We start from the raw sequence: 23,609 nt of genomic DNA on the forward strand, positions 1-23,609 counted from the left end.
ATGGACACGTTCTCTCCCGCCGCCGGCGGCCTGGCCTGGACCTTCGACCCTGACCTGCTGCGCCGGCATGACCGGCCGGGGCCTCGCTACACCTCGTATCCGACCGCGCCGCACTTCCACGATGGCTTCGATGCACCGGCGCTGCGCCAGGCGATCGCCGACAGCAACCAGCTGGCCCGCGCGCTGTCGCTGTACGTGCATGTGCCGTTCTGCTCCAGCCCCTGCTTCTACTGCGGCTGCAACCGGGTGATCACCCGCGACCGCGGCCGTGGCCACAGCTACGTCTCGCGCGTGCTGGCCGAGGCCGACCTGCTGGCGCCGCAGTTCGATGACGGCCGCGAGGTCATCCAGCTGCACCTGGGCGGCGGTACGCCGAACTTCCTCGATGCCGAGGCGATGACCACGCTGGTGGAAGGGCTGCGCCGGCGCTTCGATTTCAGCGATTCGCCGCAGCGCGATTTCTCGATCGAACTCGATCCGCGCTTCATCGACACCCGCGACGTCGCCATGCTGGCGCGGCTGGGCTTCAACCGGGCCAGCCTGGGCGTGCAGGATTTCGACCCGCAGGTGCAGGAGTCGATCAACCGCATACAGGGCGTGCAGCAGACGCTGGACATCCTGCGCGCCTGCCGCGACAGCGGCATGCGTTCGGTCAACGTCGACCTGATCTATGGCCTGCCGGGGCAGAGCCTGGAAGGATTCGGCCGCACCCTCGAACTGGTGCTGGCGCTGCGCCCGGACCGACTGGCGGTGTATGGCTACGCGCATCTGCCGCATCTGTTCCGTGCGCAGAAGCAGATCGACGAAAGCCGTTTGCCTTCGCCGGAAGACAAGCTGGCATTGCTGGGCCTGGCGGTGGAGAAGCTCTCTGCCGCAGGCTACCAGTACATCGGCATGGATCACTTCGCACTGCCGGAAGAGGATCTGTCACGCGCGCAGCGTGCCGGCCAGCTGCATCGCAACTTCATGGGCTACACCACCCACGCCGATACCGATCTGCTCGGCCTGGGCGTGAGTGCGATCAGCCACATCGGTGCCACCTACAGCCAGAATCCACGTGACCTGCCGTCGTGGGAGGACGCGGTGGACCAGGGGCAGTTGCCGGTCTGGCGCGGTGTTGCGCTCAGTGCTGACGACCAGCTGCGCGCGGAGCTGATCCAGCAGCTGATGTGCCAGGGCGAGGTGGATGGCACGGTGCTGGGGCGGCGCCACGGCATCGATTTCGAGCAGTACTTTGCCGAAGACCTGCGTTCGGTGCAGCGGCTGCAACAGGACGGCCTGGCCGAATACCGGGAGGGGGTCGTGCGCGCCAGTGAACCCGGGCGGCCGCTGCTGCGGTTGCTGGCGATGTGCTTTGACCCCTACCTGCGCGCTGCACACGAGCAACCACGCTACTCGCGTGCGATCTGATCGGTCTGCTGCGCAACGCGCACGATGGTGCCCGGAGCCGGAATCGAACCGGCATGGGGTTGCCCCCGGCGGATTTTAAGTCCGATGCGTCTACCAGTTTCGCCATCCGGGCCTGCAGCGCGGCGCCGATTGTAGCCCACCCGAGGCACGACAGCCGGGTTGTGCACGGAGCGGCGTGCTTAACTGTTATCCCTGTTCATGTCATAGTCCCAGCCATCGTTCCCAGGGGGGGGAGCCACCCGATGTCGCTGCACGCGATTGCCTATGCCAGTGAGGCCCGCGCCGATCTGCGGACAACCGATCTTGATCGCCTGCTGGCCGATGCCACGGCCTTCAATCGTGTAGCCGGTGTCACCGGTGTGCTGATGTTTGATGGCAGCCGTTTCCTGCAGTATCTGGAAGGCCCCGAAGATGGCATCGATTCGGTGTTCCAGCGCATCGTCAATGCACGCAGCCATGCGCAGATGAAGGTGTTGTGCCGTGCGCCGGTGTTGCAGCGCGCATTTCCGCGCTGGTCGATGGGCACGCGGCGGATCGATGCGGACCTGCTGACCCAGATCGTTGACGCGGCGTGGCCGGGTTTCCTGCTGGGCAGTGGGGGTTTCGAGCGGCTGCTGCAGGCCTGGACCGGCGCCGACGGCGAGCTGGAACCCGCCGCGGTCGCGCTGGGCTCCTGAGCCCGCCTTGGCGGCGGGGTGCCGGGGCCGTTAGGCTGTAGCCTTCCTGGTGCGGGTTTTCCGGAGTGGTACAGCGAATGAGTGGGTCGGCCGAAGCCATGGCAGCGTATCTGCGATCGCATCCGTTGCACGGGATGTGCCGATGAGTGCGCCGGTTGCGGCGGCCAGCGCACCCCGGTTTGCGGTGATCGGCCTGGGCTACGTCGGCCTGCCGTTGGCGGTGGCGTTTGGCCGGCAGTGGCCGACCTTGGGCTTCGATATCGATGCCGGACGCATCGCCGAGCTGCGCAGCGGCCAGGACCACACGCTGGAGATGGAAGCCGACGAGCTGGCCAGTGCGCAGCTGCTGCAGTACGGCAGCGATCCGGCACTGCTCGATGCCTGCAATGTCTACATCGTCACTGTGCCGACCCCGATCGATGCATACGAGCAGCCCGACCTGGAGCCCCTGCGTTCGGCAACACGGCTGATTGCCAGCCATCTTCGCGCGGGTGACCTGGTGATCTACGAATCCACGGTGTATCCCGGCACCACCGAAGAGGTCTGCGTGCCGCTGCTGGAGCAGGTCTCCGGACTGCGCTTCAACGAAGACTTCTACTGTGGCTACAGCCCGGAGCGGGTCAGTCCCGGCGACCGCCAGCGGCGCCTGGCCGACATCCGCAAGATCACCTCGGGCTCGACGCGCGAGGTCGCGGCGGTGATTGATGGCCTGTACCAGCGCATCATCGCCGCCGGTACCTTCCCAGCGCCGTCGATGCGTGTGGCTGAAGCGGCCAAGGTGGTGGAGAACATCCAGCGTGACGTCAACATCGCGCTGGTCAATGAGCTGGCACTGATCTTCGACCGGCTCGGCATCGACACCCAGGATGTGCTCGACGCCGCCGGCAGCAAGTGGAACTTCCTGCCATTCCGGCCGGGCCTGGTCGGCGGCCACTGCATTGGCGTGGACCCGTACTACCTGCTGCACAAGTCCGAGAGCGTGGGCTACCACCCGGACCTGATCCACACCGCGCGGCAGGTCAACAACCGCGTCGGCGAGCATGTGGCGTCGCGGGTGCTGGCAATGCTGGCCGAACGCGGCTGCGTAGCTGCGCAGTCGCGCATCCTGGTGCTGGGCGTGACCTTCAAGGAGGATTGCCCGGACCTGCGCAACAGCCGCGCGCTGGAGCTGGCGCAGCGCCTGCGCGATGCCGGTGCACAGGTGGAGGTCAGCGACCCGTGGGTCGGCCCGGCGGCATTGGCCGATGCGGGCGTGCACTGGCTGGCCGAGCCACTGGCGGGGAGTTACGACGCCGTAGTTCTGGCAGTGGCCCATGCCCGATTCAAGGCCATGGATGACGCCGCGATCCGGGAGCTGCTGGCGCCCGGTGGCATCGTCTACGACGTGAAGTCGGCCTGGCCGCGCAACGTGGTTGACGATCGCTTGTAAGCCCGGGCAGCGAGCGGCGCGGTAGACTCGGGGGCAGTTGCAACCGAGGAAAGCCATGCACCGGTATATCGTCTACCTGCTCGCCATCCTGATGTTCCCGATATGCCTGTGGCTGGCCACGATCTGGCCGGCCTGGTATTGGGGCGTCGGCCTGACTGCCGCGATGGTGGCGCTGGGGACCTGGGACCTGCTGCAGAAGCGCAGCACGTTGCGCCGCAACTATCCGGTGATGGCGCATTTCCGCTATGGCCTGGAATCAATCGGCCCGGAGATCCGCCAGTACTTCGTGCAGAGCGACCTGGAGGACGTGCCGTTCTCGCGCCAGCAGCGTGCGCTGATCTACCAGCGCGCCAAGAACGAGATGGACACGGTGCCGTTCGGCACACTGCGCAGCACCTATGCGGTGGACTATGAGTGGATCAACCACTCGCTGGCGCCGACCGCCATTGCCAAGCACGATTTCCGCGTGTTGATCGGTGCGAACTGTGCAAAGCCCTATTCGGCCAGCGTGTTCAATATCTCGGCGATGAGTTTTGGCTCGCTGTCGGCCAACGCGATCCGCGCACTGAACGAGGGCGCGCGGCGCGGTGGCTTCTACCACGACACCGGCGAAGGTTCGATCTCGCCCTACCACCGCGAGATGGGCGGCGATCTGGTCTGGGAGATCGGCTCGGGCTACTTCGGTTGCCGCGACGAAAAGGGCGGTTTCAGCGAAGAGCGCTTTGTTGCCAATGCCACCCATGATCAGGTCAAGATGATCGAGATCAAGCTGTCGCAGGGCGCCAAGCCGGGCCACGGTGGTGTGCTGCCGGCGCCGAAGGTGACCGCCGAGATCTCGGTGACCCGTGGCGTGCCGATGGGCGTGGACTGCGTATCGCCGTCGCGTCACTCGGCATTCTCGACGCCGGTCGAGCTGTTGCAGTTCGTGGCCCGCCTGCGCGAGCTTTCCGGTGGCAAGCCGGTCGGTTTCAAGCTGGCGATCGGCCACCCGTGGGAGTGGTTCGGCATTGCCAAGGCGATGCAGGAAACCGGGTTGCTGCCGGATTTCATCGTGGTCGACGGCGCCGAGGGAGGCACCGGTGCGGCACCGGCCGAATTCGTCGACCATGTCGGCGTACCGATGCACGAAGCACTGCTGCTGGTGCACAACACCCTGGTCGGCCTGGACCTGCGCGAGCGCATCCGCATCGGTGCGGCGGGCAAGATCACCAGTGCGTTCGACATCGCGCGCACCATCGCGCTCGGCGCCGACTGGTGCAACGCCGGCCGTGGCTTCATGTTCGCGCTGGGCTGCATCCAGTCGCTGAGCTGCCACACCGACAAGTGCCCGACCGGCATCGCCACCCAGGACCCGGCGCGCTGGAAGCACCTGGATGCGCCGGACAAGGCCACCCGGGTGTACAGCTATCACGAGCACACGCTGCATGCCTTGAAGGAACTGTTGTGCGCCGCGGGCCTGAACGATCCGGCCGAACTGGGGCCGGAGCACATCCTGCGTCGTGTTTCGCCTGTCGAGATCCGCTCGCTGGCCTCCCTCTACCGCTACCTGGAACCGGGCGAGCTGCTGCACAAAGTGCCCGACCATGCGGTGTTCCATGCGTTCTGGGCCGATGCGCGCAGCGATTCCTTCCAGCCCCCGCCGAAGATCCAGGCGCTGCGCGCCAGCAAGTCGCGATAACGTGTTGCTGTAGAGCCGAGCCCATGCTCGGCTGCTTCTCTCATCGCGATGTTGGAACGAAGATCAGCCGAGCATGGGCTCGGCTCTACAAGGAGATGTCATGCGGTTCAGGAGCGGCACCATCGATGACGTCGCCACGCTGTGGGCGCTGCGCACGCGTTGTGTGCGTGAAACCTGCAGCAGTCACTACCCTCCCGAGGTCATTGCGCCGTGGTCTGCCTCGCCGCCGCCGTCGCAGTACGCACGGCTGCTGGGGCAGGGCGGCTGTGTAGTGGCCGAGGACGGGCAGGGTGGCCTGCTTGGCTTCGGTGTGTTCGATGCCGATGCCAATGAAGTCGATGCGTTGTTCGTTGATCCTGATCGTGGCGGCCAGGGCATCGGCCAGGCGTTGATGCAACGCCTGCTGGCGATGGCCGATCGTGACCGTGAGGTGGTGCTGTCGGCGTCGCTCAACGCCGTGCCGTTCTATCAACGACAGGGGTTCATCAGCGTGAGCGAAAAGGCCTACCCGCATCCCAGTGGCGTGGCGCTGGCGTCGGTGAGCATGCGCCGGCCGTGGTGACCAGCGCGTAGAGCCGAGCCCACGCTCGGCTGCCTTTGATTCAAGCCGAGCATGGGCTCGGCTTTACATAGTGCAGTTCACCGCCCGGCCAACCACGCGATAGCACCTTCCGCAGCACGCAGGCCGCTGGCGTAGCACGCGGTCAACAGATAGCCACCCGTCGGTGCCTCCCAGTCCAGCATTTCGCCGGCGCAGAACACGCCGGGCAGTGCCCGCAGCATCAGGCCATCATCCAGCGCATCCAGGCGCACGCCACCGGCGGTGCTGATCACCTCGGCAATCGGCCGGGGACGCTGCAGGCGCAGCGGCAGGCGCTTGAGCGTAGCCGCCACGGCAGGCAGGTCGTTGCCGGCTTCTTTACCCAGAATCTCGAACACCAGTGCGGCTTTCACTGCATCCAGGCCGGCCTGGCGACGCAGGTGCTCGCCGAAGCTGCGGCCCTTGCGCGGGCGCGACAGGTCGGCCAGCAGGCGCGCCTCGTCGCGGCCCGGCACCAGGTCCAGCCACAGCATCGCGTGGCCATCGTGGTTGATGGTTTCGCGCAGGTCGGCGGCCAACGCGTAGATCAGGCTGCCTTCAATGCCGTACTCACTGGCCACGCACTCGCCCTGCAGAGCCTGCGGTTGTCCAGCCAGGTCGATCCAGTGGGCAACCACCGGCTTCAACGGTGCACCGGCATTGCGCTGGGCGAAGAACGGGGTCCAGTCCACGTCGAAACCGCAGTTGGCTGACTGCAGTGGCGCGATGTCCACACCATGCGCCCGCAGTGGCTCAACCCAGGCGCCGTCGCTGCCCAGCTGCGGCCAACTGCCGCCGCCTACCGCCAGTACCGTGGCATCGGGGTGGACATCGATTTCCCCCGCTTCGGTGGCAAAGCGCAGGGCGCCGTCATCGCTCCAGCCGATCCAGCGGTGGTTGGCATGCAGGCGCACACCCTGTTCCTTCAATCGGCGTACCCAGCCGCGCAGCAGCGGCGCTGCCTTGCGGTCGACCGGGAACACCCGGCCAGAGCTGCCCACGTAGGTCTCAACGCCGAAGCCTGCGGACCAGTCACGCAGTGCCTGCGCGTCGAAGCCATCCAGCCAGCTGCCGACCACAGCGGCCTGCTCGCGATAGCGGCTGTCGAACAACGGCCGCGGATCGGAATGGGTGAGGTTGAGCCCGCCCTTGCCGGCGATCAGGAACTTGCGGCCGGGTGAACCCTTGGCCTCGTACAGGTCGACCTCCAGCCCAGCGGCGCGCAGGCGCTCGGCGGCGAACAGGCCGGCCGGGCCGCCGCCGATGACGGCGACCCGCTGGGGCAGTGCGGTATTACGGTTTGACATCGAGCAGCTCGACGTCGAACACCAGCGACGAGCCGGCCGGGATCGGGCCGACGCGGCGGTCGCCGTAGCCGTAGTCCGGCGGGATCATCAGGGTGCGCTTGCCGCCGACCTTCATGCCGGCCACGCCCTCATCCCAGCCGCGGATGACCTGGCCGGCGCCCAGCGCGAAGGTGAACGGTTCGCCACGGCTGACCGAGCTGTCAAAGGTCTTGCCGTGCTTGGTTTCGGTGCGGTTGTCGTAGATCCAGCCGATGTAGTGCACGGTCACCTTGCTGCCGGAGACGGCTTCGGCGCCGGTGCCGGGCACGGTATCGATGCGCTCGAAGGTGGTCAGGGTGCCGCCCGGCGGTGGGCCCGAGGGCTCGGTGGAACAGCCAACGGCGGCGAGGGACAGCAGCAGGGGAAGCAGCAGGCGGCGCATCGGGCGTCTCCGGAAGGGCGTAGGGCGAGGGCGGCAAGGGTAGCGCATCGGCGCCGGGTATCATGGGGGCATGGCAAAACTCCTACTCAATCTGCGCAATGTCGGCGACGACGAATATGCCGATGTCTGCACGCTGCTCGACCAGCACGGCATCGCCTGGTACCGCACCGAACCCAGCCCGTGGGGCATTTCCAATGGCGGCCTGTGGCTGCGCGAGGATGGCGATCATTCGCGTGCGAAGGCGCTGATGGCCGAGTACCAGGCCGAGCGCGGTCCTCGCATCCGCGCTGAGCGTGAGCAGGCATTGCGTGATGGCACCGCCGAGACCTTCGGCAGCCTGTTCCGGCGGCGGCCGGTGTACGTGGTTCTGGTGCTGCTGGCGATGGCCGGTGCGGCGGCGCTGGTGCTGCTGCCGTTCGTGCTGTTGCGGGGGTAGAGCGTTCGGCCGGGTTGCACCCGGCACCCGCGGTAGTGCCGGCCGCTGGCCGGCAACAGCAACAGCAACAGCAACAGCAGGCGATCTGTGGTGGGCAGGGCGGTGTGGGCAGGCGGGACACGCCGTAAACCCCGCTCCGCGGTCCGGCCCAGCCGCTGGCGACTGTGCGTTCGGGCGCTTGCGAAGCAGTGCTTCGCCAGCAAAGCGCCCTCACCCTTGGGGGCTCGATGGCGCCATCCATGGCGCCAACGGTCCCGCCTGCCCACACCGCCCTGCCTCTGACAGTTCCCGTGATCTGTCGCAGATCCACGCCACGGGTGGATGAACGTGAAAATCTGACCCTGGGGCGGTCTGGCGCTAAAATGGCGCAATGATCGCCAATACCGCTGCCTACCATTTCGCCGTCATCGACGCTCCCCAGGCCCTGTGCGACCAGTTGCTGGCGCGCGCCGAGGCGGCGCAGCTGCGGGGCACGATCCTGGTGGCGGGCGAGGGACTGAACCTGTTCCTGGCGGGTGCGCCGGAAGCGGTCGAGGGCTTCTATGCGGCGCTGCGTGCCGATTCGCGCTTTTTCGACATGCGGGTCAAGACCAGCCTCAGCGAGCACCAGCCGTTCGCGCGGCTGAAGGCCAAGGTGAAGGACGAGATCATCAGCTTCCGCCGTGACGACGGTCAGCCGCTGGACTATCCGCGCGCGCCGGCGGTCGATCCGGCCACGGTGCAGCGCTGGTTGCGGCAGGGGCATGACGACGCGGGCAAGCCGGTGGTGATGCTCGATACGCGCAACCTGCAGGAAGTGGAGTACGGCACCTTCAAGGATGCGCTGGTGTTGCCCATCCACAAGTTCACCGACCTGCCCGAGGCGCTGGCGCCGCACCGCGAAGCGCTGAAGGACAGCACCGTGGTCAGTTTCTGCACCGGCGGCATCCGCTGCGAGAAGGCCGCGCTGTGGATGGTCAACGACGGCATGGACAACGTGCTGCAGCTCGAGGGCGGCATCCTCGGCTACTTCGAGGAAGTGGGCGGCGAGGGCTACGAGGGCCGTTGTTTCGTGTTCGACGAGCGCGTGGCGCTGGATGCCGAGTTGAAGCCGATGGTTGACCAGCCGCTGGCCGAGCCGCGCCCCAGCGCGTTCTGATGCTTCCCCGGTAGAGCCGGCCGCTGGCCGGCTGCCAGGGCACGTTGCCTGCCGGCCAGCGGCCGGCACTACCGGATCAAGCGCAGCCAGCCCTGAACCCGCCCCACGGGAATCAGCATCCCGCCACCGTCACTGGCCGCGGCGCCTGGCCGACCCCATGCATGGGGGATCCTGTGACGGAAAAACGCCTGATGATCCCGTTGTCGATCCTTGACCTGGCCCCGGTCTGCGAGGGCAGTGACACCACCGCTGCCTTCGCCAACATGCTGGAACTGGCCCAGCACGCCGATGCGCTGGGCTACCGCCGCTATTGGCTGGCCGAACACCACAACATGCCAGGCATCGCCAGCGCGGCCACCGCCGTGCTGATCGGCCACGTCGCCGGTGGCACAACGCGCATCCGCGTCGGTGCCGGCGGCATCATGCTGCCCAACCATGCGCCGCTGCAGGTGGCCGAGCAGTTCGGCACGCTGGCCTCGCTGTATCCGGACCGCATCGACCTCGGCCTGGGCCGTGCGCCGGGCACCGATCAGCCGACCGCGCGTGCATTGCGCCGCTATTTCGACAGCGCCGACCAGTTCCCGCAGGACGTGCGCGAGCTGCTGCACTACTTCGAGCCGGTGCAGCCCGGGCAGGCGGTGCAGGCGGTTCCAGGTGGTGGCCTGCGAGTGCCGACCTGGATCCTCGGGTCCAGCCTGTTCGGTGCGCGCATGGCCGCCTCGATGGGCCTGCCGTATGCGTTCGCCTCGCACTTCGCGCCCGACGTGATGGACGAAGCGCTGGCGGTGTACCGCCGCGAGTTCCGCCCCTCGGCCACGCTGAAACAGCCGCACGCGATGCTGGCCTTGAACGTTGTCGCCAGCGACAGCGAAGCCGAGTCGCGCCGCCTGTTCACCAGCCAGCAGCAGAGTTTCGTCAATCTGCGTCGTGGACGCCCGGGCAAGATTCCGGCGCCGATCGATGACATCGAATCGTTCTGGGAACCGCATGAAAAGCTGGGCGTGGAGCGGGCACTGGCCTGCACCGTGCTGGGCGATCCGCAGCAGGTGGCGGATGGCATCGCCGCCTTCGTTGAACGGCACAAGCCGGACGAGCTGATGCTCACCGCCAACCTGTATGACCATCGTGCACGCCTGCGCTCGTTCGAACTGACCATGCAGGCCTGGCACGCCCGCCACGCGGGCTGAACAATTGCGTCACGGCCCATTGCGGCCGAACCGCGTCTGATGGGGGCTCAAACAGAAGGAGCCCCCACATGGCCGACACCCGCGCCGAACACATCGCCCAGCTGGCAGAACTGATCAAGGACGTGGAGGTGGCGATGTTCACCACCACCGGCGTCGACGGACGGCTCTACAGCCGGCCGCTGGCCACCCAGCAGGTCACCTTCGACGGTGACCTGTGGTTCGTCATCACTGCCGACAGCCCGAAGGTGGCCGAGATCGCGCTCGATCCGCGCGTCAACGTGGCCTATGCCTCGCCATCGAAGAACACCTACGTGTCTGTGGCGGGGTGCGCGCGGGTTGTCGATGATCGCGCGAAGATCGAGGCGCTGTGGTCACCGGCGATGAAGCTGTTCTTCCCGGGCGGCAAGGACGACCCCAACCTTCGCTTGATTCATGTGCGCGCCGACTCGGCCGAGTACTGGGACGGACCGGGCACGCTGCTGGGCACGGCGCTGAGTTTCGTGCTGTCGGCAGTGCAGGACGAACCGGCGGCGTTGGCCGACAACGGGTTCATCGATCTTCGGTGATGACCGATGTCCGGTATTGGTAGTGCCGGCCGCTGGCCGGCAAACCTGGAAACGTGGCAGCCGGCCAGCGGCCGGCTCTACCGGATTCCGGCTCAGAACCAGCGCTGGAACAGTTCCACCGTATAGCCCACCAGCTGCCCCGAACTGAAACCGAAGAAGGCGATTGCCGCCAGCGCCGCGATCCAGTTGAACAGCATCAGCGCGCCATCGCGCTCCAGCAGCGCCAGCGCGAACAGCAGCAACTGGAAGCCGAACAGGAAATTGGTGAACGGAATCGGCAGCGACAGCAGAACGCCCAGCAGCACCAGCAGCAGGCCGGTGAAGGCGTGGGCGGGCAGTGGTGTCAGCAGCCGCGGCAGGCGCGGCTTCAGCATCTTGTCCAGGCGCCGCAGCGGACGATCGATACGGTCGAGGAAGCGGTGCATGGTGCCGCGCTTCGGCCCGCGCCGGGCAATGAAGCCGGGCAGCCAGGGACGGCGCAGGCAGCACAGCATCTGCAGGCCGATCAGGATCACCAGCGGCCCGCTGACCGCACCGCCCATGCCCGGAATCGGAATGAACGACGGCAGGATCGCCACGAACAGGAACACGCCGAACGCGCTCTGCTGCAGGTTGCACAGGATCCGGCCAAGCGGCATGTGCTCGGCCGGATCACCGGAGGCAAACATCTCCAGCAGGGTGCGGATGCCCTCGTTGCGGTAGGTCGGGCGCTCGGCGTCCGGACCCTGGCCGGCCTCAGGCGGTGAGCTCATCGGCCTGCTCGTCGGACAACGTGCGCAGCAGCAGCTTGTCCACGCGCGCACCGTCGAGGTCGACCACTTCGAAGCGCCAGCCAGCCCAGTCGAAGTACTCGCCCGCGTGCGGAATGCGGCCGAAGTAATGGATGCACATGCCGGCCAGCGTGTAGTAGTCGCCGTCCTCGGCGTCGGGCAGGTCGTTGCTGCCGATCAGTTCGCGCACGTCTTCGATCGGCAGCGATCCGTCCACCAGCAGCGAGCCGTCTTCGCGGGTCACCACCAGCGCGTCCTCGTCGGCGTTCTCCACCGCCTGCAGGCGGCCAACCACTGCGCCCATCAGGTCGCTGATGGTCACCAGGCCCTGGATCTCGCCGTACTCGTCCACCACCAGTGCCATCGACTGCTGTTCCTCGCGGAAGATCTCCAGCAGCTTCATCGCGTGGGTCGATTCAGAAACGTACAGCGGCTCGCGCAGGGTCTGGAACAACGCGTTGTCACCGCGCGCCATGCGCGTGGCCAGCGATTTCAGTTCAAGCACGCCGACCACGTCCATGTCGTTGTCGCGGTACACCGGGTACCGGGAGAACTCGTGCTCGGCCATGATTTCCAGGTTGCGCTCCAGTCCGCCCTGGGTATCCAGCCAGGCGATGCGGTTGCGCGGGGTCATCAGGCTGTCGGCGGTGCGGTCACCCAGGCGCATGACGCGGTTCATCATGTCGCGCTCGTGGGCGTCGATCACGCCGGCCTCGTGGCTCTCGGCCACCAGCATGCGGATCTCTTCTTCAGTCACCGAGGCGACTTCATCCTTGCCCAGGCCGAACAGGCGCAGCACCAGCTGGGTGGTCTTGGACAGCAGCCAGACGAAGGGCAGGGCGAGCTTGGCCAGCCAGCTCATCGGCATTGCCACCAGGCCAGCGATGGCTTCCGAGCGGGTCAGTGCCAGGCGTTTGGGTACCAGTTCGCCGAAGATCAGCGTGATGAAGGTGATCAGGCTGACCGCCAGCGCGGTGCCGATGTTGCCGGCGTAAGCGAAGCCCGGCATCAGACCCTGGATCCAGCCGGCGAAGGCTTCGCCCAGCGCTTCACCACCGAGGTAGCCGGTCAGCACGCCGATCACGGTGATGCCGATCTGCACGGTGGACAGGAAGCTCTCCGGCTTCTCCGACAGTTCCAGCGCCTTGGCGGCGCGCTTGGAGGTGGCGGCCATCTGCTTCAGGCGGCTCTTGCGCGAGGTCATGACCGACATCTCGGACATGGCGAAGAAGCCGTTCAACAGAACAAGCGCGAAGACAATCAGGATCATTTCAAACACGGGCGTCGTCCCCGGTTGGTGGCAGGGAGCGCGGGTGCTTGCGATGGCGGCAGGCGCTCAGGAACGGGGTCCGGCGCGGCGCTGGGGGATAAGGGTCGTCGTCCATAGGGTGCGCCCGAAGGCGCGCTGGCATCTTAGCAAAGGGGCGTGGCAGGGTGGCAACCGCCTGTTCAGGTTGGGGGTCTCGATGCCCGGAAAGGGGGCGGGGATACCCGAGATGGTCATCTAGCCGTCATAATTCCGTCTGGTGCCGTCCTTCCCGCGACGGCTGACAGGTTTCTCAATGTTCTCTCTGCAGACCATTTTCGGTTCCGGCAAACAGTTCTACACCCTGCTCGATGAGGCTGCCGTCGCGGCCTCCGACGCCGCCAAGGCGCTGCATTCCATGCTGCGCGAGGCAGACCGCCAGCCCGCGCTGGACGCCTTCAAGCTGGCTCGCCTGCGCGAACGCGCGGCCTCGGACAAGATCAGCCAGGCGCTGGTGGACAGCTTCATGACCCCGATCGAGCGCGAAGACATCGAAGCGCTGGGCTCGGCCCTGTACAAGATTCCGAAGCAGATCGAGAAGTTCGCCGATCGCTATTCGCTGGCCACGACCCATCTGGAACACATCGACTTCGCGCCGCGCGCGGCGATGCTGGAACAGGCCGCCGGCGTGGTGGTGGAGATGGTGGCCGACCTGCGCCACATGAACCTGGACCGGATGACCGCGCTGAACGAGAAGCTGCGCTCGCTTGAGAACGAGGCCGACCGCCTGATGCTCGAGCTGTACCGCGACATCTATTCCGGCCGCCTGGACAACCTGCAGATGTTCCTGCTGAAGGAATTCTTCGAGATCCTGGAAAAGGCCATCGACCGCTGCCGCGAGGCCGGCGTGGTGGCGTACCAGATCGTGTTGAAGAACAGCTGACGGACGCCGCCGCATGTTGACCCTTGTCCTGGTGGTGATCCTGGCCGCGCTCGTCTTCGAGTTCATCAACGGCTTCCACGACACCGCCAACTCCATTGCCACCGTGGTGGCGACCAAGGTGCTCTCGCCCGGCTGGGCGGTGATGCTGGCCGCCTTCATGAACCTCATCGGCGCGCTGACCGGTACCGCGGTGGCGCTGACCATCGCGTCGGGCCTGCTCAACACCAACGTGGTCGACGTCACCCCGCAGGTGATCCTGTGCGCCCTGCTGGGCGGCATCATCTGGAACCTGATCACCTGGTGGAAGGGGCTGCCGTCGTCGTCCTCGCACGCCCTGATCGGTGGCCTCTGCGGCGCCGGCCTGGCCGCTGCGCACAACAACTGGGACGCGCTGATCTGGTCCGAGCGCCTGGGCAGCTGGGCGCAGAACAAGGGCCTGCTGTGGAAGGTGTTCGTGCCGATGATCACTTCGCCGATCGCCGGTTTCCTGCTCGGCATCGTGGTGATGGTGCTGCTGTGGGGCCTGATCGCCGGACTGGCCAAGATCGGTGGCGCCATCGGTCGCCTGGCCCGGCCGCGCATCGTCAATGCGTTCTTCGGCAAGGCCCAGATCGCCTCGGCGGCCTACATGGGCTTCGCCCACGGCCACAACGACGCGCAGAAGACCATGGGCATCATCGCCATGACACTGATCGGTGCCGAAGCGACCGGTGCGCTGGATGACCTGCCGTCCTGGCTGGCCTTCATGCACCCGGACGCGCACGCCGGTGACGGCATCGCGATGTGGATCGTGCTGACCTGTGCGGTAGTGATGGCTGCCGGTACCGCCTCGGGCGGCTGGAAGATCATCAAGACCCTGGGCCACAAGATGGTCAAGCTGCACCCGATCCACGGCTTCGCCGCGGAGACCAGCTCGGCCACCATCCTGACCCTGGCCGCCCACTTCGGCATGCCGGTCTCGACCACGCACAGCATCTCCACCGCGATCATGGGCGTCGGTTTCGCCAAGAACCCGCGCTCGCTGAAGTTCGGCGTGATCGAACGCATCGTCTGGGCCTGGATCCTGACCATCCCGGCAGCCGGCGGCTGTGCGTACCTGATCCTGAAGCTGTTCGAGCTGTTCGGCTGGACCTGATCGCCACGCCAGGGTTGCAAACGAAAAAGCCCGCCGATATCCGGCGGGCTTTTTCATGGGCAAAGAATTTCTCCGCACACATCGTGTCGACCAAGGTCGACACCTACCAGAGCAGAAACAGGGATCCGATCCCGTGCCGACCAACGGTCGGCACCCACCAACATCAGCAGGAACCTGTGAGCGGCGGGGTGGGGTGGGGTTGCAGGACCGTTGGCGCCATGGATGGCGCCATCGAGCCCCCAGGGATGGGTTTACGGCGTGTCCTGCAACCCCACCCCACCTCGCCAGCCCACGGAAACCCTGCTTTTGACGTTGCCGTTGCAGTTGCCGTTGATCCGGCGGGTGCCGGGCCGCAGGCCCGGCCACCACCATCAATCAGTTGCGCTGGAACAGCGCCTTCACGTCATTCCGGAACGACGCCTGGCTGTCCGCCCGGCTGTAGAACATGTGCCCACCCGGATAGCTTCTCACCTGCACGCGGTCCGGGTTGCTGCCCATCGTCGGCATCTGGTCCACCGTCAGGATCGACCCCATGAACGGGCACGACAGGTCATTCCAGCCGTGCACGATCAGCACCTGCAGGTGCGGGTCGATTGCCACCGCCTGGCGCAGCTGGGTCACCGCACCCTGGCGAAGGTCGCCGTTGCGGTCCCACAGCCGGTTCACGTCGTAGTTCAGCGCCTGGTAGCGCGCATCCACCTTCCAGCCGACCACGCGCGTCACGAAGTCGACCATCGCGGTGGTGGTCGGCGCGATGATGCTGTCCAGCAGCGGATCGTTGGCGCGCTGCTCCGGATCGTTCGGGAACGGATCGAACGCAGTCACATTGGAATCGTAACGGCTGCCCAGCGTGCCCTTGTCGCGGAATACCTCGCGCAGGTAGGCCTGGGTTTCCAGGCGGCCACCGGCACGGCGCACGAACTGCGGGTCAAGTCCGGTCAGCTCGGTTACCCGGCGCAGCATCGCCTCGGTCGCCCGCGGGTCGCTGCGGCCCTTCATCAACGCGGTGGCGTAGTCGCCGCGGGTGTACTCGACCACCTCCTGCATCGCCGCATCGGTCAGCTTGCCCTGGCGCTCCAGGTGCGCTGCAGCGATCGACGGCAGCGTCTGCATCCACGCCATCGGCGAGACATCGGCGTTGTCTTCCAGGGTCGGGCTCAGGTAGGGCGAGACCAGCACGAGGCCGTTCATCGCCACGCCCAGCCGGGTCTGCAGGAAGTGGGTGATGCGCGGGCCACGGTAGCCACCGTAGCTCTCGCCGGTCAGGTATTTGCGCGACGCCATGCGCTGGTTGCGCAGCAGCCAGTCGTAGATCGAGCGTGACAGGTATTCGATGTCGGCACTGGGGTTGTACAGCGCCTTCTTGGCTTCGTCGTCGCCGATCCGTGCGCGGCTGAAGCCGGTGCCGACCGGATCGATGAACACCAGGTCGGTGAAGTCCAGCCAGGTGCCCGGGTTGTCATGCAGGGTGGCCGGCGCCGATGCGCTGTCACCCTCGGAGCCGAAGGTCACCACCTTGGGCCCGATGGCACCCATGTTGAGGTATACCGACGATGCCCCGGGGCCGCCATTGAGGGCGAAGGTCACCGGCCGGTCCTTGCCCGGCATCGTGTAGGCGGTGAACACCACATCGGCGATCACCTTGCCCTTCTCGTCGCGCACCGGCAGGGTGCCCACGGTGGCGGTGTAGTCGAGGGTGCGGCCGGCCAGGCGCATGCTCTGGCGCGCCGACGCATCGGCGGGCAGTGCAGGGGCTTCGGTCCTGTCGTCTTTCGGATCGGGCTTGGCGTCGGCGTCAGGCGCGGCCAGCACGCTGGCTGGGGCGATGAGCAGGCCGACGCAGAGCGCGGCAGTGTGCAGCAGGGACTTCATGGCACCGGATCGGCAGCGGAAGGGGGTTCCGATGCTAGGCCGGTGACGGGCCATGCCGTATGTGTCCAAAGGCATGGCCGCGCGTCGAGGCCGCCACTGGCCAGATTGGGTCAAGCGGGCAGGGTCGCTGCCGCGTCGTCGTCGGCCAGCAGGCCATAGACGGCCGAGTCGGCCAGTTCTCCCTGGATGCGCCAGCGCTGGCGCAGCACCCCCTCGCGGTGGAAGCCCAGGCGTTCCAGCACGTGCGCGGACGGAGCGTTGCGCGGGTCGATCTCGGCTTCCACGCGATGCAGGTGCAGGGTCCGGAACAGATAGCCCAGCATCTGCTGCAGGGCCTCATGCATGTATCCCTGGCCCTGGCGGTCGGGTGCCAAGAGATAGCCGATCTCGGCGCGCATGGCCTCGCGATCAATGGCGAACGCAACGCAGATGCCCAGCAGTGGGCCGTTGGGTGATTCGCGCACGGCCAGCTTCAACTGGGTACCAATGGCGTGCGCAGCAAGATCGTCGTCGATCTGTTCGCGGGCTTCGGCCGGACGCGTCCAGGCCGGGTGGTTCCACCAGCGCATCACGTCCGGATTGGATTGCAGCGTGAACAACGCGGCCGCGTCGTCACGGCGGATCGGGCTCAGCACCAACCGCGCGCTGTGCAGCGGCAGGGCGGGGAACAGCAACGAGTGGCTGGCCAATACGATGGTCCACACGGGTGGACGCGCATTATGGCTCCGCCGGGTTTGCCGATGGCGGCGGGATGGCTCCGGAGCGGATGGGGTCGGATCCCTTTCCGCAGGAAAGGGATCCGACCCCGCTCAGGATCAGACTTCCAGGGAGGCGAGGTCGCCCTTCGACTCCAGCCAGCCCTTGCGGTCGGAGGCGCGCTTCTTGGCCAGCAGCATGTCCATCAGCGAACTTGTCTGTTCGCGATCATCCACGGTCAGCTGCACCAGGCGGCGCGTATCCGGGTGGATGGTGGATTCACGCAGCTGCGGCGGGTTCATCTCGCCCAGGCCCTTGAAGCGGGTCACGTTGATGGCGCCCTTGATCTTCTCGCGTTCGATCTTGTCCAGCATCGAGCGCTTTTCTTCCTCGTCCAGGGCATAGAACACCTGCTTGCCCACGTCGATGCGGAACAGCGGCGGCATCGCCACGAACACGTGGCCGGCATCGACCAGCGCCGGGAAGTGCTTCAGGAACAGCGCGGTCAGCAGCGTTGCGATGTGCAGGCCGTCGGAGTCCGCGTCGGCCAGGATGATGACCTTGCCGTAGCGCAGGCCGCTGATGTCATCCTTGCCCGGGTCGCAGCCGATGGCGATGGCCAGGTTGTGCACTTCTTCCGAGGCCAGCACGCTGTTGGACGAGACTTCCCAGGTGTTCAGGATCTTTCCGCGCAACGGCATGATGGCCTGGAAGTCCTTGTCGCGGGCCTGCTTGGCGCTGCCGCCAGCCGAATCACCTTCCACCAGGAACAGCTCGGTACGGGACAGGTCCTGGCTGATGCAGTCGGCCAGCTTGCCGGGCAGGGCCGGGCCCTGGGTGACCTTCTTGCGGACGACCAGCTTCTCGGTCTTCAGGCGCGCGCTGGCGCGCTCGATGGCGATCTGCGCGATCTTCTCGCCCAGCTCCACGTTCTGGTTCAACAGCAGGCTGAAGGCATCGTGGGCCGCGCCTTCAACGAAACCGGCCGCCTGGCGCGAGGACAGGCGTTCCTTGGTCTGGCCGCTGAACTGCGGGTCGGTCATCTTCAGCGACAGCACGAACGACACGCGGTCCCACACGTCTTCCGGGGCCAGCTTGACGCCACGCGGCAGCAGGTTACGGAAGTCGCAGAACTCGCGCAGCGCCTCGGTCAGGCCGGTACGCAGGCCGTTGACGTGGGTGCCGTGCTGCGCGGTGGGAATCAGGTTGACGTAGCTTTCCTGTACCAGCTCGCCTTCCGGCAGCCAGGCCACGGCCCAGTCCACCACCTCGGTGTCCTTCTTGAGGTTGCCGACGAACAGGTCGGCCGGCAGCGATTCGCGCTCGCCCAGTTCCAGCTTCAGGTAATCGCGCAGGCCGTCTTCGTAGTACCAGGTGTCGACTTCGCCGGTGGCCTCGTCGGTCAGCTTGACGGTCAGGCCCGGGCACAGCACGGCCTTGGCGCGCAGCAGGTGCTTGAGCGCGCGCACCGCGAACTTGGGCGTGTCGAAGTACTTCGGGTCCGGCCAGAAGCGCACGCGGGTACCGGTGTTCTTCTTGCCGACGGTGCCGACCACTTCCAGCGGGGTGGCGCGGTCGCCGTTGCGGAAGGTGATGCGGTGCTCGGCTCCTTCGCGCTTGATGTGCACTTCCACCAGGGTCGACAGCGCGTTGACCACGCTGACGCCGACGCCGTGCAGACCGCCGGAGAAGGTGTAGTTGTTGTTGCTGAACTTGCCGCCCGCATGCAGGCGGGTGAGGATCAGCTCGACACCCGGGATCTTCTCTTCCGGATGGATGTCCACCGGCATGCCGCGGCCGTCATCGCTGACCTCCACGCTGCCGTCCTTGTACAGGGTGATCTCGATCGAGCGGGCGTGGCCGGCGAGGGCCTCGTCCACCGAGTTGTCGATCACTTCCTGCGCCAGGTGGTTCGGGCGCGCGGTGTCGGTATACATGCCGGGACGGCGCTTGACCGGGTCAAGGCCGGACAGGACTTCAATATCGGCGGCGTTATAGCGGGCGTTCATCTATCTTCTAAAGCGCGGAGCGACGCGCAAGTGTGCGGTCTGTGCGGCGAATTTGCACGCCTGCGGTTCAGCCTCGGCGGCGGGGAGGGGGTAAAATGGCAGCCGCTGGAATCTGAACGCCGGCGACCCCCGTTGGGTCGAAACATCCAAGCCATACCGCGAGGAGGACCTCATGAAGAAGTTGCTGACCATTGCGATCCTGGCCGCTGCCGCCGTTGCAGTGCCGCTGGTGGTGGCGCAGAACGCCGGCCAGCCGGCCCCGCAGCAGGGTGACCAGGCCGACAAGGCCCAGGCCGAAGCCGATGCCAAGGCCAAGCGCCGCGCCCAGGCCAATGCCGAGATGAAGGCGCAGGGCCAACCGGCCCCGCAGCAGGAAGAGGAAGAAGAGGCGAGGAAGAAGAAGTAATCCTTCCACCCTCCGAAGCCCTTGCCGCAAGGGATTCGCCCCCCGACGCCCCGCCCAGCGGGGCGTTTCTTTTGTGTGATGGCCGCAACTGCCTCTTGGGTTGGCGGCCATCAATCTGTAAACTATGGCTTTCCGGGAGTAAGTGCGTGTCCACCCTTTGCGAATGGGCTGGCACGACCATGCGTGGTCGCCAGCAATGCGGGTCGCAGGTGACGGTCGATATGACCGGCACGGCCGCCCCGACCTCGCAGGGTGGTCCCCGTCCGGCGCCTGCCGCCGCACGGCCCAGCACCTCCCTCGCTGCCCCAGCGAACCGGAAAACCCCCTTCAAGCTCCATGCCCGCCCTCCGGGTGCGCGTGGTGCTGCCGTTTTCCATTTCCAGACAGGATGCTTGCAGCCATGACTCCCTTGATTTTCGTAACCGGCGGCGTGGTGTCCTCGCTCGGCAAAGGCATTGCCGCCGCGTCGCTGGCCGCCATTCTCGAAGCCCGTGGCCTGAAGGTCACGATGATGAAGCTCGACCCGTACATCAACGTCGACCCGGGCACCATGAGCCCGTTCCAGCACGGTGAGGTCTACGTCACCGACGACGGCGCCGAGACCGACCTCGACCTGGGCCACTACGAGCGCTTTGTGCGCACCCGGCTGAGCCGCAAGAACTCGGTCACTACCGGCCGCATCTACGAGAACGTGATCCGCAAGGAGCGCCGCGGCGACTACCTGGGCGCGACGGTGCAGGTCATTCCGCACATCACCGATGAAATCCGCCGTTGCATCGATGAAGCCACCGAAGGCTACGACGTGGCCCTGGTCGAGATCGGCGGTACCGTCGGCGACATCGAGTCGCTGCCGTTCCTGGAAGCGATCCGCCAGGTGCGCACCGAGCGTGGCCCGGAGAAGGCGCTGTTTATGCACCTCACCCTGGTGCCGTATATCGGTGCCGCCGGTGAGCTGAAGACCAAGCCGACCCAGCACTCGGTAAAGGAACTGCGCTCGATCGGCATCCAGCCGGACGTGCTGCTGTGCCGTTCCGAGCAGGCGGTGCCGGATTCTGAGCGCCGCAAGATTGCCCAGTTCACCAATGTCTCCGAGCGCGCGGTGATCAGCGTGCCGGACGTGGACGTGCTGTACCGCATCCCGTCGGGCCTGCATGCACAGGGCCTGGACGAGATCGTGGTCAACCAGCTGAAGCTGGCTGACAAGGTCGGTCCGGTCGACCTGTCGATGTGGGAGGACGCGGTCGACGCGACCCTGCACCCGCTGGACGAAGTGACCATCGCCGTGGTCGGCAAGTACGTCGATCACCAGGACGCCTACAAGTCGGTCGGCGAAGCCCTCAAGCACGGCGGCCTGCGCCAGCGCACCAAGGTCAATCTGAAGTGGCTGGAAGCACAGGACCTGGAAGGCACCGACATGGCTGCACTGGCCGATGTCGACGGCATCCTGGTGCCGGGTGGCTTCGGTGACCGTGGTTTCGAAGGCAAGGTGCTGACCTCGAAGTTCGCCCGCGAGCAGCAGGTGCCGTACTTCGGTATCTGCTACGGCATGCAGGCGGCCGTGGTCGACTACGCGCGCAACGTGGTGGGCCTGGAAGGTGCCAACAGCACCGAGAACGATCGCCAGTCGCCGAACCCGGTGATCGGCCTGATCACCGAATGGCGCACCGCCACCGGTGATGTCGAGAAGCGCGACGACAAGAGCGACCTCGGCGGTACCATGCGCCTGGGCCTGCAGGAACAGCGCCTGAAGCCGGGCACGCTGGCCCGCGAGCTGTACGGCAAGGACGTCGTCGCCGAGCGCCATCGCCACCGTTACGAGTTCAACAACCGTTACCGCACCCAGCTGGAAGATGCTGGCCTGGTGATCGCCGGCAAGTCGATGGACGACACCCTGGTGGAAGTGGTCGAACTGCCGCGCGACGCGCATCCGTGGTTCCTGGCCTGCCAGGCGCATCCGGAATTCCTGTCCACGCCGCGTGATGGCCACCCGCTGTTCATCGGTTTCATCCGCGCCGCGCGCGAGCGCAAGGCCGGTGGCAAGCTGCTCTCCGCAGCGCGCGCCTGACTTGTGAATGGGGGCTTCGGCCCCCATCCTGCATGCTTCAACCCCCAGCGCACCGGCCCGGCCGGTGATGCGGACAACAAGGAAACGCCATGAAACTGTGTGGATTCGAGGTCGGGCTGGACCAGCCCCTGTTCCTGATCGCCGGCCCCTGCGTGATCGAGTCGATGCAGCTGCAGCTCGATACCGCCGGCAAGCTGAAGGAGATCACCGACAAGCTCGGCGTCAACTTCATCTTCAAGTCCAGCTTCGACAAGGCCAACCGCACCTCGGGCACCGCGTTCCGCGGCCCGGGCATGGAAGAGGGCCTGAAGGTCCTCGCCGAGGTCAAGAAGCAGATCGGCGTGCCGGTGCTGACCGACGTCCACGAATACACCCCGATGGATGAAGTGGCTTCGGTGGTGGACGTGCTGCAGACCCCGGCGTTCCTGGTCCGCCAGACCGACTTCATCCGCAAGGTGTGCTCGGCCGGCAAGCCGGTCAACATCAAGAAGGGCCAGTTCCTGGCGCCGTGGGACATGAAGCCGGTCGTGGAGAAGGCCAAGGCCACCGGCAACGAGCAGATCATGGTCTGCGAGCGTGGTGCCAGCTTCGGCTACAACAACCTGGTCAGCGACATGCGTTCGTTGGCGGTGATGCGCGATACCGGTTGCCCGGTGGTGTTCGACGCCACCCATTCGGTGCAGCTGCCGGGCGGGCAGGGCACCAGTTCCGGCGGCCAGCGTGAGCACGTGCCGGTGCTGGCCCGTGCCGCCGTGGCGGTGGGCATCTCCGGCCTGTTCGCCGAGACCCATCCGGACCCGTCCAAGGCCCTGTCCGATGGCCCCAATGCATGGCCGCTGGACCAGATGGAAGCACTGCTCGAGACCCTGATGGAACTCGATGCGGTGACCAAGAAGCACGGCTTCTCGCGCTTCGCGTGAGTCGTGACCCGTGGGTGGCGCTGGAGGCCCAGCGTCATCGCCGGCACTGGAAACAGTGGTCCTGGGGCCTGATTGCACTGGGCCTGGCCGTGCTGTTCACCGTGGGCATGTTCGGCGTGGTGCTGATCGGCGCCGCGTCCGTGCGGCCACCCGGTGATGGCAGCAGTGCACTCGATCTGCGGGCGTACTTCATCGCGCTGATGGTCGCGGAGTTGGTAGTGGCCGTAGGCTGCGTCGCCGCGGCCGTACTGGCCTGGCGCCTGAACCGTGGCAAGGTGGCCGCCGGCCTGGCGATCATCCTGCTGTCGCTGTGGTCCGGCGCCCTGTTCTACGGATTGCTTTGATGAATACGACCACATCGGCGCGTGGCTGGCCCTGGGGCCTGATCGCCCTGGGGCTGTCCGTGTTGACCTGGATCGCTCTGGTGGTGGGCGTGCTGGCCTTCACGTCCGGTTTCCGGCCGCCAGGGGAGGGAAACAGCGGCGTGGAGGCCACGCAGTGGTGGATGCTGGGCGCGCTGGTCACGATGGTGCTGTCCTTCCTGGGCTGCCCGGTGGCGATGGTGCTGGCCTGGCGCCGGCAGCGTGGCCCCATCCTGGCGGCGATTGCCGGTGCATTGCTGGTGATGCTGGTATCGATGGTCCTGATCGTGATCGGGTCCAGCTGGGGCTGAAGCCGCCTGCGCCATTTGGCAAGTGGCGGGCAGCCGGGGATAATC

At 66.4% G+C, this 23,609-nt stretch carries 23 protein-coding genes and 1 tRNA gene; 16 read left to right on the top strand and 8 right to left on the bottom strand.

Annotated features, from left to right (window positions below; translation table 11 throughout):
- Positions 1-1,410: an oxygen-independent coproporphyrinogen III oxidase gene (gene hemN, locus EZ304_RS17060; RefSeq protein ID WP_099552716.1), complete on the top strand. Its 1,410-nt coding sequence runs from the start codon at positions 1-3 to the stop codon at positions 1,408-1,410.
- 25 nt (positions 1,411-1,435) lie between these two features.
- Here the strand turns inward: hemN and EZ304_RS17065 are convergent.
- A tRNA-Leu gene (locus EZ304_RS17065) sits at positions 1,436-1,522 on the bottom strand.
- A 130-nt stretch (positions 1,523-1,652) separates the two neighbouring features.
- Between EZ304_RS17065 and EZ304_RS17070 the strand changes: the two genes are divergently transcribed.
- From EZ304_RS17070 to EZ304_RS17085, 4 genes are all read left to right on the top strand, one after another.
- Positions 1,653-2,087, top strand: coding sequence for a BLUF domain-containing protein (locus EZ304_RS17070; RefSeq protein WP_099552647.1), 435 nt, complete (start codon positions 1,653-1,655; stop codon positions 2,085-2,087).
- A 142-nt stretch (positions 2,088-2,229) separates the two neighbouring features.
- Positions 2,230-3,516, top strand: a complete 1,287-nt coding sequence (locus EZ304_RS17075; RefSeq protein ID WP_142807684.1) for a nucleotide sugar dehydrogenase — start codon at positions 2,230-2,232, stop codon at positions 3,514-3,516.
- Between the two features lie 55 nt (positions 3,517-3,571).
- Positions 3,572-5,194 (top strand): FMN-binding glutamate synthase family protein, encoded by a 1,623-nt coding sequence (locus tag EZ304_RS17080; protein ID WP_100449783.1) that lies wholly within the window; start codon positions 3,572-3,574, stop codon positions 5,192-5,194.
- A gap of 100 nt (positions 5,195-5,294) precedes the next feature.
- On the top strand, positions 5,295-5,756 hold the full coding sequence (locus tag EZ304_RS17085) for a GNAT family N-acetyltransferase (RefSeq protein ID WP_099552644.1): 462 nt from the start codon (positions 5,295-5,297) through the stop codon (positions 5,754-5,756).
- A 77-nt stretch (positions 5,757-5,833) separates the two neighbouring features.
- Here EZ304_RS17085 and EZ304_RS17090 read toward each other — a convergent pair whose 3' ends face one another.
- Together EZ304_RS17090 and EZ304_RS17095 are read right to left on the bottom strand one after the other, a co-directional pair.
- Positions 5,834-7,081 carry a TIGR03862 family flavoprotein gene (locus EZ304_RS17090; RefSeq protein WP_142807685.1) on the bottom strand — a complete coding sequence of 416 codons (1,248 nt, stop codon included), beginning with the start codon at positions 7,079-7,081 and terminating at the stop codon, positions 5,834-5,836.
- Positions 7,068-7,502 carry an FKBP-type peptidyl-prolyl cis-trans isomerase gene (locus EZ304_RS17095; RefSeq protein WP_142807686.1) on the bottom strand — a complete coding sequence of 145 codons (435 nt, stop codon included), beginning with the start codon at positions 7,500-7,502 and terminating at the stop codon, positions 7,068-7,070. The genes EZ304_RS17090 and EZ304_RS17095 overlap by 14 nt, the downstream gene beginning before the upstream one ends.
- Positions 7,503-7,572: 70 nt before the next feature.
- On the opposite strand from EZ304_RS17095, the gene EZ304_RS17100 reads away from it, so the two are divergent.
- The 4 genes from EZ304_RS17100 to EZ304_RS17115 all read left to right on the top strand — a co-directional run bounded on the left by EZ304_RS17100 (position 7,573) and on the right by EZ304_RS17115 (position 10,829).
- Positions 7,573-7,938 carry a DUF6164 family protein gene (locus tag EZ304_RS17100; protein ID WP_099552642.1) on the top strand — a complete coding sequence of 122 codons (366 nt, stop codon included), beginning with the start codon at positions 7,573-7,575 and terminating at the stop codon, positions 7,936-7,938.
- Positions 7,939-8,308: 370 nt separating this feature from the next.
- Positions 8,309-9,076 carry a sulfurtransferase gene (locus EZ304_RS17105; protein ID WP_099552641.1) on the top strand — a complete coding sequence of 256 codons (768 nt, stop codon included), beginning with the start codon at positions 8,309-8,311 and terminating at the stop codon, positions 9,074-9,076.
- A gap of 191 nt (positions 9,077-9,267) precedes the next feature.
- Complete coding sequence (locus EZ304_RS17110) at positions 9,268-10,263, top strand: LLM class flavin-dependent oxidoreductase (RefSeq protein ID WP_099552640.1); 996 nt, start codon at positions 9,268-9,270, stop codon at positions 10,261-10,263.
- 68 nt (positions 10,264-10,331) lie between these two features.
- Positions 10,332-10,829: a pyridoxamine 5'-phosphate oxidase family protein gene (locus EZ304_RS17115; protein ID WP_142807687.1), complete on the top strand. Its 498-nt coding sequence runs from the start codon at positions 10,332-10,334 to the stop codon at positions 10,827-10,829.
- A gap of 92 nt (positions 10,830-10,921) precedes the next feature.
- Here the strand turns inward: EZ304_RS17115 and EZ304_RS17120 are convergent, their stop codons facing one another.
- Both EZ304_RS17120 and EZ304_RS17125 read right to left on the bottom strand, forming a co-directional pair.
- A complete protein-coding gene (locus tag EZ304_RS17120; protein ID WP_099552638.1) occupies positions 10,922-11,581 on the bottom strand; it encodes an exopolysaccharide biosynthesis protein in 660 nt (219 codons plus the stop codon).
- The gene (locus EZ304_RS17125; RefSeq protein WP_099552637.1) at positions 11,565-12,869 is read right to left on the bottom strand and encodes a hemolysin family protein; all 1,305 of its coding nucleotides are present in this window, start codon (positions 12,867-12,869) and stop codon (positions 11,565-11,567) included. Before EZ304_RS17125 ends, EZ304_RS17120 begins: the two co-directional genes overlap by 17 nt.
- Positions 12,870-13,161: 292 nt before the next feature.
- Here EZ304_RS17125 and EZ304_RS17130 point away from each other — a divergent pair, with 292 nt between their 5' ends.
- Both EZ304_RS17130 and EZ304_RS17135 read left to right on the top strand, forming a co-directional pair.
- Positions 13,162-13,788, top strand: coding sequence for a DUF47 domain-containing protein (locus tag EZ304_RS17130; RefSeq protein ID WP_004152833.1), 627 nt, complete (start codon positions 13,162-13,164; stop codon positions 13,786-13,788).
- Between the two features lie 13 nt (positions 13,789-13,801).
- Complete coding sequence (locus tag EZ304_RS17135) at positions 13,802-14,923, top strand: inorganic phosphate transporter (RefSeq protein ID WP_099552636.1); 1,122 nt, start codon at positions 13,802-13,804, stop codon at positions 14,921-14,923.
- Positions 14,924-15,298: 375 nt separating this feature from the next.
- On the opposite strand, the gene EZ304_RS17140 is transcribed toward EZ304_RS17135, so the two are convergent.
- The 3 genes from EZ304_RS17140 to parE all read right to left on the bottom strand — a co-directional run bounded on the left by EZ304_RS17140 (position 15,299) and on the right by parE (position 19,500).
- On the bottom strand, positions 15,299-16,795 hold the full coding sequence (locus EZ304_RS17140) for a S10 family peptidase (protein WP_142807688.1): 1,497 nt from the start codon (positions 16,793-16,795) through the stop codon (positions 15,299-15,301).
- Between the two features lie 110 nt (positions 16,796-16,905).
- Positions 16,906-17,484 (bottom strand): GNAT family N-acetyltransferase, encoded by a 579-nt coding sequence (locus EZ304_RS17145; RefSeq protein ID WP_099551460.1) that lies wholly within the window; start codon positions 17,482-17,484, stop codon positions 16,906-16,908.
- A 126-nt stretch (positions 17,485-17,610) separates the two neighbouring features.
- On the bottom strand, positions 17,611-19,500 hold the full coding sequence (gene parE / locus EZ304_RS17150; protein ID WP_049429545.1) for a DNA topoisomerase IV subunit B: 1,890 nt from the start codon (positions 19,498-19,500) through the stop codon (positions 17,611-17,613).
- 172 nt (positions 19,501-19,672) lie between these two features.
- Between parE and EZ304_RS17155 the strand changes: the two genes are divergently transcribed.
- From EZ304_RS17155 to EZ304_RS17175, 5 genes are all read left to right on the top strand, one after another.
- The gene (locus EZ304_RS17155; RefSeq protein WP_049429546.1) at positions 19,673-19,906 is read left to right on the top strand and encodes a hypothetical protein; all 234 of its coding nucleotides are present in this window, start codon (positions 19,673-19,675) and stop codon (positions 19,904-19,906) included.
- A 400-nt stretch (positions 19,907-20,306) separates the two neighbouring features.
- The gene (locus EZ304_RS17160; protein WP_099551456.1) at positions 20,307-21,971 is read left to right on the top strand and encodes a CTP synthase; all 1,665 of its coding nucleotides are present in this window, start codon (positions 20,307-20,309) and stop codon (positions 21,969-21,971) included.
- Positions 21,972-22,060: 89 nt separating this feature from the next.
- Entirely contained in the window at positions 22,061-22,891 is an 831-nt protein-coding gene (gene kdsA / locus EZ304_RS17165; protein ID WP_019338187.1) for a 3-deoxy-8-phosphooctulonate synthase, read from the top strand.
- Complete coding sequence (locus EZ304_RS17170) at positions 22,888-23,235, top strand: hypothetical protein (RefSeq protein WP_142807689.1); 348 nt, start codon at positions 22,888-22,890, stop codon at positions 23,233-23,235. Before kdsA ends, EZ304_RS17170 begins: the two co-directional genes overlap by 4 nt.
- On the top strand, positions 23,235-23,564 hold the full coding sequence (locus EZ304_RS17175) for a hypothetical protein (protein WP_142807690.1): 330 nt from the start codon (positions 23,235-23,237) through the stop codon (positions 23,562-23,564). Before EZ304_RS17170 ends, EZ304_RS17175 begins: the two co-directional genes overlap by 1 nt.
- The last annotated feature ends 45 nt before the right edge of the window (positions 23,565-23,609 follow it).

The organism is Stenotrophomonas maltophilia (assembly GCF_006974125.1).
GTDB lineage: Bacteria > Pseudomonadota > Gammaproteobacteria > Xanthomonadales > Xanthomonadaceae > Stenotrophomonas > Stenotrophomonas maltophilia_O.